The 8,689-nt window shown below is 66.8% G+C and carries 8 protein-coding genes; 3 read left to right on the forward strand and 5 right to left on the reverse strand.

All coding sequences use genetic code 11. The features are described from left to right. Positions 1–2,467: penicillin-binding protein (locus A5752_RS02135; RefSeq protein ID WP_067081338.1), on the reverse strand; the 2,467-nt coding region annotated here is incomplete at its 3' end. 90 nt (positions 2,468–2,557) lie between these two features. Further along, positions 2,558–3,277 (reverse strand): DUF1906 domain-containing protein, encoded by a 720-nt coding sequence (locus tag A5752_RS02140; protein WP_197500525.1) that lies wholly within the window; start codon positions 3,275–3,277, stop codon positions 2,558–2,560. A gap of 233 nt (positions 3,278–3,510) precedes the next feature. Between A5752_RS02140 and A5752_RS02145 the strand changes: the two genes are divergently transcribed. Further along, on the forward strand, positions 3,511–5,088 hold the full coding sequence (locus A5752_RS02145; protein ID WP_067081408.1) for a serine hydrolase domain-containing protein: 1,578 nt from the start codon (positions 3,511–3,513) through the stop codon (positions 5,086–5,088). A 1-nt stretch (position 5,089) separates the two neighbouring features. Next, complete coding sequence (locus A5752_RS02150; protein ID WP_067081358.1) at positions 5,090–5,806, forward strand: YwaF family protein; 717 nt, start codon at positions 5,090–5,092, stop codon at positions 5,804–5,806. Positions 5,807–5,812: 6 nt separating this feature from the next. Here the strand turns inward: A5752_RS02150 and A5752_RS02155 are convergent, their stop codons facing one another. From A5752_RS02155 to A5752_RS02165, 3 genes are all read right to left on the reverse strand, one after another. Continuing rightward, positions 5,813–6,289 carry a VOC family protein gene (locus A5752_RS02155; protein WP_067081366.1) on the reverse strand — a complete coding sequence of 159 codons (477 nt, stop codon included), beginning with the start codon at positions 6,287–6,289 and terminating at the stop codon, positions 5,813–5,815. A gap of 11 nt (positions 6,290–6,300) precedes the next feature. Beyond that, the gene (locus A5752_RS02160; protein ID WP_067081377.1) at positions 6,301–6,543 is read right to left on the reverse strand and encodes a hypothetical protein; all 243 of its coding nucleotides are present in this window, start codon (positions 6,541–6,543) and stop codon (positions 6,301–6,303) included. A gap of 91 nt (positions 6,544–6,634) precedes the next feature. After that, positions 6,635–7,399: an SDR family NAD(P)-dependent oxidoreductase gene (locus A5752_RS02165; protein ID WP_067081387.1), complete on the reverse strand. Its 765-nt coding sequence runs from the start codon at positions 7,397–7,399 to the stop codon at positions 6,635–6,637. Positions 7,400–7,616: 217 nt separating this feature from the next. On the opposite strand from A5752_RS02165, the gene A5752_RS02170 reads away from it, so the two are divergent. After that, positions 7,617–8,689: DUF222 domain-containing protein (locus A5752_RS02170; protein WP_156613541.1), on the forward strand; the 1,073-nt coding region annotated here is incomplete at its 3' end.

Consider the following 8,689-nt stretch of genomic DNA (forward strand, 5'->3'; position numbering starts at 1 on the left):
CCTCCGCCCCCGCCACCGCCGGCGGCGGAGCCGGCGGTGGGGGGGGCGGAGGCGGCGGCCCCAGGAAGATCGGCGGCAGACCGGGTATCTGCATCACCATCGGATCCGGCGGGGGCGGAGGCGGCGCCCCGGGCGGAGGCGGCGGTTCCTCCTGCCGCGGCGGCGGAGGCGGTACGAACCCGGTGCTGGTGTTGATGGTGACGATCGACCCCGGGATGGTGCGGCCATTCGGCGTCGTCCCCACGACTGCGCCGTAGGGGGCCTCGCTGTTCACCGGCGTCGTCTTGTCGGCCACCTGGAACCCGGCGTCCTTGAGTCGCTGGCGGGCCTTGTCGACGTTCATACCCGATACGTTGGGCACCTCGCTGCCGGGACCGCCCTCGACGTAGCGAGGATCGGTCGGCGGCAGGTGGACCTCGCCGAAACTCGTCGCTATCGGCTTCATCGCCTCGAACCAGATGCGCGCTGGCTCGTTACCGCCGTACAGGTCACCGCTGTAGCACTTGCGCAGGGGGAACGAGCAGATCTCGGACGGCGAGTTCGAGTCGTCGAAGATGTAGACGCTGCCCGCGTACTGATTGGTGAACCCGAGGAAGCCGGAAGACCTGTGGGACTCGGTCGTGCCGGTCTTACCCGACATCGGCAGGTCCCATCCCACCGAACCCGCCGCCCCGGCCGCGGTCCCGCCGCCCTGATCATCCTTGCTCAAGGCGTTCGCCATCGTGTTCGCCAACCCCTCCGGCACCGCCTGGTCGCACTTCTCCGCGGTGAAGGTCACCTCCTCACCGCGACGGTCGATGATTTTGTCGATGGGGTTCGGCGGGCACCACACCCCGCCCGAAGCCAACGTCGCTGCCACGTTCGACAATTCGAGACCGTTGAGCTGGAACGGGCCGAGGGTGAACGATCCCGCATTCTGCCTCTTGATGAAGTCGGCCAGGCTCTCATTGCTTCCCCGGTCGTACGCGCGGGCCGTCCCCGGAAGGGCATACGAGCGCAGCCCAAGCCGAACAGCCATGTCGACCGCGCGGGGCACCCCGACCTGCTGGATCAACTTCGCGAACGCCGTGTTGGGTGAGCTGGCCAGCGCGTCCGTGACGTTCATCGACCCGCGGTAGTTTCCGGCGTTCTTCACGCACCAGGTCTCTTTCGGGCAACCGGGGGTATCGCTGCTCCCCAGGCCTCGGGCCTGGAAGCTACCGGGTACGGACAACTGAGCGTTGATCCCCATGCCCATCTCGAGCGCCGCGGAGGTGGTGAAGATCTTGAAGATCGAACCGGCGCCGTCGCCCACGAGCGAGAACGGCTGAGGCTGCACCGTCTGCCCGGCGTCCTTGTTCAGGCCGTAGGTCCGATTGCTCGCCATCGCGAGGACCCGGTGAGAATCCTTCCCGGGCTTGATGACGCTCATCACGCCGGCGATTCCGTCCAGCGTGGGGCTCGCGACCTTGTCGATGGATCGTTTCACCGACGCCTGGACCGCTGGGTCGAGCGTCGTCCGGATCAGGTAGCCCCCACGGGCGACCTGATCCTTGTTGATCCCGGCATGGGCCAGATACGCCAGCACGTACTCACAGAAGAAGCCGCGGTCACCGGCGGCGATGCACCCGCCGGGGAGCTCCTTGGGGCGCGGTAGCACGCCGAGGGATGACGACTTGGCCGATCGCAGCTCGTCGGCATGCTGGGGCAGGTGGTCGATCATGGTGTCCAGCACCAGGTTCCGCCGCTGCAGGGCGCCTTGCGGGTTGACGTAGGGGTCCAGCGAGGTCGGCGACTGGACGAGGCCGGCCAGCAGCGCGGCCTGCTGCCAGTTCAACTGCGATGCGTTGATGCCGAAGTAGGTCTGCGCGGCGTCCTGGACCCCGAACGCCCCGTTGCCGAACCCGACGAGGTTCAGGTAGCGCGTGAGGATCTCCGCCTTGGTGAATGTCTTGTCCAGCGTCAGCGCCATCCGCATCTCGCGCAGCTTGCGCGCCGGCGTGAGCTCGACCGCGGCGCGCCGCTCGGCATTGGTTTGGGCGGTCACCAACAGCTGGAAGTTCTTGACGTACTGCTGTTCGATCGTCGACCCGCCGCGGGTGTCGAGGTTGCCCGACAGATAACCGGACAGACCCGTCAGCGTGCCTTGCCAATCGACGCCCGCGTGCTCGGCGAAGCGCTTGTCCTCGATCGAGACGATGGCCAGCTTCATGGTGTTGGCGATCTTCTCGCTGGGCACCTCGAACCTGCGCTGGCTGTACAGCCACGCGATCGGCTTACCCGCGGCATCGACCATGGTCGTGACCTGGGGGACGTCCTCCTCCACCAGCTGCGCAGAACCGTTGGCGACGATGTCCGAGGCGCGGTTCGACAGCAGCCCGAATCCACCCGCGAACGGGAACATCAGTGCTGCCGCCAGCACCCCGGCCAGCGTGCAGCACAGAACCAGCTTGATGACCGTCCCCCCGGCCGGTTCGCGCTCCGGCATGTCAGCAGGGTATTAAATGCGGTCTCGCGGCGAACGCTCCCGCGCCGATTTCATGGCAACGACGGCGAAACGCTCTGGTAACGGGCACGGTCAGCCTCGGTCCAGATCCCACTGCCCGAAGTCGGGCGCGAGAACCTCGTCGACGTCGACGTGGGTGTCCCCAATCGCCACGCCGGGCTCCGACCCGCCGATCACCACGGCCTGATAGAGCACGGCTCGCGGATCGCGCTTGCCGGCCGACCAGGCCTTGGTCTGCCACACCCACCAATGTCCGTCGCTGGTCGAGCGGCCGACGACGCCATCACCGATGGCCCATGAGCACGCCCGCGCGTGGCCGTAGAGACCCGTGCGGTTCACGCCCAGCACCGAGTTGATGCCGCGGTACCACTCGCGCGCGACGTTCTCCCAGGTGTCCTCGTCGATGTCCTCGTCGACGCTGAAGAAGATGGGCGCCGAGTCCGGACCGCCCGCGGCGTTGTGCAGCAGCAGCGCGGTCGACGCGTCCGCGACACCACCGTCGTAGCCCCGGGTGTAGTCCGACGGTGTGGGCCAGCCGGGCTTGCCGTACTGGTAGCAGCTGACGACGTGCAGGCCCTCGGCTCGTAATGAGTCGGCGTATTCGCGGGTCACCGGTTTGAAGTCGAAGTCGGCTCCCGGGCGTAGCTCCGAGACATACACCAGCGCGCCGTCGAAACCCGCCGCCTTGAGCTGATTGGCAGGCACCTTCCGGTGCGCGAAGTCGACGAGCCGCAGTCCTTGCGCGTCCGCCTTCGGCGCCGACCGCGACGCTGCGGCCGCTCCGAAGAGCATCAATGTCGGGGCGGCGACGGCGTATTTGAGAAGTTCGCGTCGTGACGGACAGGGCCCTCCGCCGCGACCGGGTGGCGTCGGGGAGTCCTGCACGGCGCGATGGTAACAACATCGTCGGCATGCGGTTGGCGGTCAGCGGATTCAACTGCGCCGAAACGTCTCCGCCCTATGCTGGCGAATGCGCGGCTGACACGGCGGCGTCGCACGCGCACCTTCGACCCGACGAGGTGGCCATGCCAGCAGACCGATCCGCCGGCGGCGGAAAGCGGTCGACGCCGTGGCTACTTGTCATCGCGGCGGTCGTGTTCGCACTCATCGCGTCTTCGGCGTGTGGCCGGGTCGATCGTCCGCCGTCGGATTCGCGTCCGCCTTCGAGCCCGCTGGCGGCGCCGCCGTCGACCGCCACCCACCCGCCCGCCGCTCCGACACCAGGGCTTCCGCCGGTCGACGAGCTGATCGACAGCGCGATCGCCGCACACAAATTGCCCGGCGCGGTGGTGGCGATCGGCCACGACGGGAAGCTCGTGGTGCACCACGCGTACGGCTCACGGAAGCTCGCTGGCGAACAGGGTCTCGACGGCACTCCCACGCCTGCCGAGCCCATGACCGAGAACACGATCTTCGACGTGGCGTCGCTGACCAAGCCCCTCGCGACGGCGACCGCGGTCATGCAGCTCTACGAGCAGGGCAAGGTCGGCCTCGACGAACCGGTGCAGAGCTATCTGCCCGCGTTCAACAGTGCGCACGACCCGCAGCGCGCGCAGGTGACGATCCGCATGTTGCTCACCCACACTTCGGGCATCGCGGGCGACATCGATCTGCGGGACCCGTGGGGCCTGGCACGCGCCGACAGCGCGGAGGGCATCCGTCGTGCGCTGGCGACGCCACTGCAATCGCAGCCGGGGGAGGTGTTCCGCTACTCCGACATCAACTTCATCCTGCTCGGTGCGCTGATCGAAAAGGTGACCGGTGAACCCGAGGACGTCTACGTGGCGCAGAATGTCTTCGAACCCCTGCACATGGATGACACCCGCTACCTTCCGCTGGCCAAGGCGTGCGGTCCGCACCAGCTCAGGGGCGCCGCGATCGCGTGGGCGTCGTCCTCGTCAACCAGCGCCGCGTGTCCCGAAGGGGACTGGAACACAGACGTTTTGGCGCGGACCGCGCCGACCGCTCTCGATGAAGAGGGAAGAGCCCAACCGGGGAGCAACCCCGACCTCGACTTCTTGTTGCGTGGCACGGTGCACGATCCGACCGCACGCCGCATGGGTGGCGTCGCCGGGCACGCCGGTGTGTTCTCGACGGCACTCGACATCAGCACCTTCGCGCAAGCGCTGCTCGACCGGTTGGCCGGCCGCCCGAGCATGTTTCCTCTGAAGCGAGAGACGTTGCAGCTGATGACGACTCCGCAGCAGCCCGGTCACACACCCGGACAAGTCGAGGCGGCGAACGAGGCGGTCCGCGAGGCGATCGCCGAGACTCCGAACCCGAATCCGCTCCTCGCGCCGAACTATCCCGCGATCGAGGGCCAAGATCTCCGCGGTCTGGGATGGGACATCGACACCGGCCACTCCCGACCGCGCGGACTGATCTTTCCTGTGGGCAGCTTCGGGCACACGGGATTCACTGGAACGTCGCTGTGGATCGACCCGGGTTCTGATACGTACGTGATCCTGTTGACGAACGTCATCCACATCCGCGGCAGTCGACCGCTTTCGAATCTGCAAGGAGAACTGTCCACGGTGACCGCACGAACGCTGGGCCTGTACACCGCGCCGACGTTGGCGCAACCTGCCCCCAGGCCTCGCTGAGATGAACCAGGCACAAACGCAATTCGAGGCGTACGGGCCCTCGCACCTGGTGGTGCTCGCCATATTCGCGGTGGGTGTCGTACTGCTGATCTGGTTGGGGCGCCGTCAGACCGAAGCTCAAGCTCGCGTGTTCTCGCGTGTCTTCGCGGTGCTGATCCTCGCGGCATTCGTTGTGGCGCTCGTCTACAAGTTGATCCGGCCCGACATTCAGACGTCCATTCCGATTCAGCTGTGCGACATCGCCGAGCTGACGGCAGCGTATGCGCTGTGGTCACAACGCCACTGGGCCTTCGCGCTGACGTACTACTGGTGTCTCCTCCTGAGCTCGCAGGCGCTGCTCACACCCGACGTCGGCACACCGCGGGAGGGTGCGCCCGATTTCCCGCACCACCTGTTCCTGACGTTTTTCGTGCTCCACGTCTTCGCCGTTTGGGCGGCGGTCTACCTCACGTGGGGCCGGAGGATGCGTCCGCATTGGCGCAGTTACCGTTTCGCGGTCGTCGTGTCGCTGGCCTGGGCGGCGCTGACCTTCACCTTCAATGCGATCGTCGGGACGAATTACGGCTACCTGAACCGGAAGCCTCCCACCGCGTCGCTGCTCGACGTGTTCGGGCCGTGGCCGCTGTATCTGGTGGTCGAGGTGGCCATCGTCATCGCCGTGTGGGCCCTCATGACGTGGCCGTGGGAACGGAGACGGGCTGCCGTCGAGTCGGTGTGAGACGGCTCAGGAAGACGGCCGCCACATCTCCAGCGTCGATTTCGCCCCTGCCGGTAGCTCGATGAACTCGATGGGCGTGCCATCGGGGTCGTAAACGAACAGCATCCGGACACCGGCGATTTCGACGGCGGGGGTGGCGCGCACATCGGGATGATTGCGTTGGAGCGCCTCGGAGGTTGCGTCCAGATCCGCCACTCGGAAGGAGATGTTGGTATAGCCCAGATGAGGACCGTCCTGGCCGGCCGGCACGGTGCCGAGATAGAGAAGTTCGACCATGACCCCGCCGACGAGACCGCCGACCATGCGACCGCTCTGGGCGGCGCCGCCGGTGACGGCGTCCATTCCACCTCCGTCGAGGTTGACGTCGAAAACCACGTCCATGCCGAGCACCCCGGTGTAGAAGGACACCGCGGCATCCATGTCCGACACCCCGATGCATACATGAGAGAAGTTTTCGACCGAGATCGGTTGCGGCGCAGTCATACCGTTCCTGTCTAGAGTCGGATCAATTGCCTTTTGGCGCGCCTCAAGCCCGTCCGCACCGCAGCGGCGGCGACGTGACGCCTCGCATGGGTGGCGCCGGCCAGGAACCCGCAGAGGGCGCCGAGAACGAAGATCCGCCGCGTGTGTCGCTTGTTGCGCCGCATCGCTGACGACGCGACGAATCCGCACAGCGCGCCCATGATCGCGACGGCGATCAGCAGGCCAAGCCAAGCTGGCGGTCCGAGCGAACCCATGAGAACCCTCCGGCGGTTCGCACCATCGAAGCACCGTCACTGCGGTGCCGACGGTTCCGTTCGCAATTCGTGACCGAAGCGTTGCGAGCGTCTAGGTGATCGTGACGCCGCCGTCGACCACGATCGTCTGACCGGTGACGTAGCCACCTGCCTCGGACGCGAGCCAGATGACCGCGGCCGACAACTCGTGCGGCTCGCCCACCCGATTGAATACGACGCGACTGGCGAGCGTCTCATCCAGATAGCCGGGTTTGTACTCATCAGTCATCTCCGACTTGAAGAAGCCGGGCGCCAAGGCGTTGACGCGAATCCCCTTGCGTCCGCCCCATTGTTGTGCGAGGTCGCGCGTGAGGCCGACGATCGCGGCCTTGCTAGCGGCGTATGCGGCCTGGGGGAGTCCGGCGGTGGTCAGGCCCAACACGCTGGAGATGTTGATGATCGAACTACCGGGCTGCATCACTCGCCCGCAGGCTTGGGCCGCCCAGTAGGAACCGTTGAGGTTGATGTCGACGACCTTGCGGAACTCGTCAGGCGTTTCTCGTGTCGCAGGTACGGCGGTGCCGACGCCCGCGTTGTTCACCAGGACGTCGACGTGTCCGAACTCCTGCATCGCAGCGTCGACGAGCGCTGTGCACTGGTCGGGATCCGCGACGTCGGTCTGAACGTTGAGCGCACGCCGACCGGCGGCTCTGACGAGTTCCGCTGTCGCGTCCAACTTTTCGATGCGCCGAGCGGCGAGCACGACGTCGGCGCCGGCCTGTGCGCAGGCCTCGGCGAACGAGACCCCGAGGCCGGACGATGCGCCGGTGATGACAACGACCTTGTCGTCGAGTCGGAAGCGGTCCAGAATCGTCATCCGACGTTCTCCTGTCTGTCGTGGTCTGCGTCGCGGTGCCCTTGGGTGGGCTGCCGGTGCGGGGCCGATGCTCGACTAACCGTAATGTGGCGGCTCGTCGTGTCGGCGGGGCGGTACCCGTGCGACTCTGGGTTCGCCGCTAAATCACTTGTGTCTCTTTGGTTTCAGTGGTCACAATTGGGGTGATTGTGTCGGGGGGTGGGTTTAGCGTCGGGGTGTGGGTTTCGAACATGTGAGCGAAGTGATTGCGGGGATGGCCGCGCAGGCGTCCGCGTTGATCGCTGAGTCGTTCGACACCTTGAGCACTGCTGAGCAGTTGGCGTTGACCGCCCAATGGGAGGCCTTCACGCGACGTCAAGCGATGGTGGGGCATCGGCTGGTGGCGGGGTTGCAGGGCGCGCCGTTGGCGGAGTTGGGTGAGCACAGTGTGGCCGGCGCGTTGACGGTGTTGTTGCGGATCTCCAAGGCTGAGGCGAGTCGGCGGGTGGCTGAAGCGGCGGAGTTGGCGCCGCGGCGGGCGATGACCGGTGAAACGCTGGAACCGGAGTTGGCGCACACGGCCGCCGCGGTGGAGAAGGGCCTGGTGGGGGCCGAGCATGTGCGGGTGATTCGGCGGTTTTTCGCCAAGGAGATCCCCGCCTCGACACCGTCTGACGTGCGTGAGGCCGCCGAAGCCCAACTGGCTGATCTTGCGGCGAAGCACACTCCGGAGGAGTTGCGTGCGGCCGCGCAGCGGTTGGCGGCTTATCTGAACCCCGACGGGGACTTCTCCGATGAGTTGCGGGCGGCGCAGCGGTGGTTGCGGTTGGGGCGTCAACGCCTCGACGGGATGAGTGAGCTGCGCGCCCAGATCGATCCGGGCACCCGTGCCGCACTCGAGGCGGTGCTGGCGGTGTGGGCCGCCCCCGGCCGCAACAACCCCGACCATCAACCCGACGCGGACCGGCCCGATGGTGCCCGGCCCGATGGTGACCAGCCCGATCCTGCTGGGGAGCCGTCGGCGGAGGCGGTGCGCTGCGATACCCGCACGACCGGGCAGCGCAACCACGACGCTCTGGGTGCGATGTGTCGGGCCCTGCTGGCCTCGGGTCAGCTGGGCGACCAGAATGGGGTGCCGGCCACGCTGCTGATCACCACCACCCTCCAAGAACTGGAATCGGGCAGCGGGCATGGGGTCACCGGTGGGGGGTCGCTGCTGCCGATGAGTGACGTCATTCGCCAGGCGTCGGCGGCGCATCCGTATCTGGCGGTCTTCGACAAGGCCAGCGAGCAGCCGTTGTTTTTGGGGAG

Source organism: Mycobacterium sp. 852002-51961_SCH5331710, from assembly GCF_001665535.1.
GTDB lineage: Bacteria > Actinomycetota > Actinomycetes > Mycobacteriales > Mycobacteriaceae > Mycobacterium.